The organism is Roseateles sp. AC306 (assembly GCF_979253795.1).
In genome coordinates, this window is the sequence record NZ_CEEDEB010000073.1 from 1 (window position 1) to 277 (window position 277).

Here is a 277-nt window from a genome sequence, read left to right on the forward strand (position 1 = left end):
GAACTGGATGCCGGCCTGCGTGACGGCGCCGACGACGCGGTCGCCCTCCACCATCAGGGCGTCCACTGCCTGCTGGAACAGCATCAGGGTGGGCTGGTTTTCCAGCCGGCGGCGGATGGCGGCCTGGTAGAGGATGCGGTCGGCCTGGGCGCGGGTGGCGCGCACGGCCGGGCCCTTGCTGCCGTTCAGGATGCGGACCTGGATGCCGGCTTCGTCGGTGGCGAGCTCCATCGCCCCGCCCAGGGCGTCGACCTCCTTGACGAGGTGGCCCTTGCCG

Annotated in this window: 1 protein-coding gene; it reads right to left on the minus strand. The window is 72.2% G+C overall.

Annotated elements, in window-relative coordinates:
• A partial coding sequence (locus AC0IZJ_RS28445; protein WP_471855611.1) for an FAD-dependent oxidoreductase occupies positions 1 to 277 on the minus strand: 277 nt, incomplete at both ends.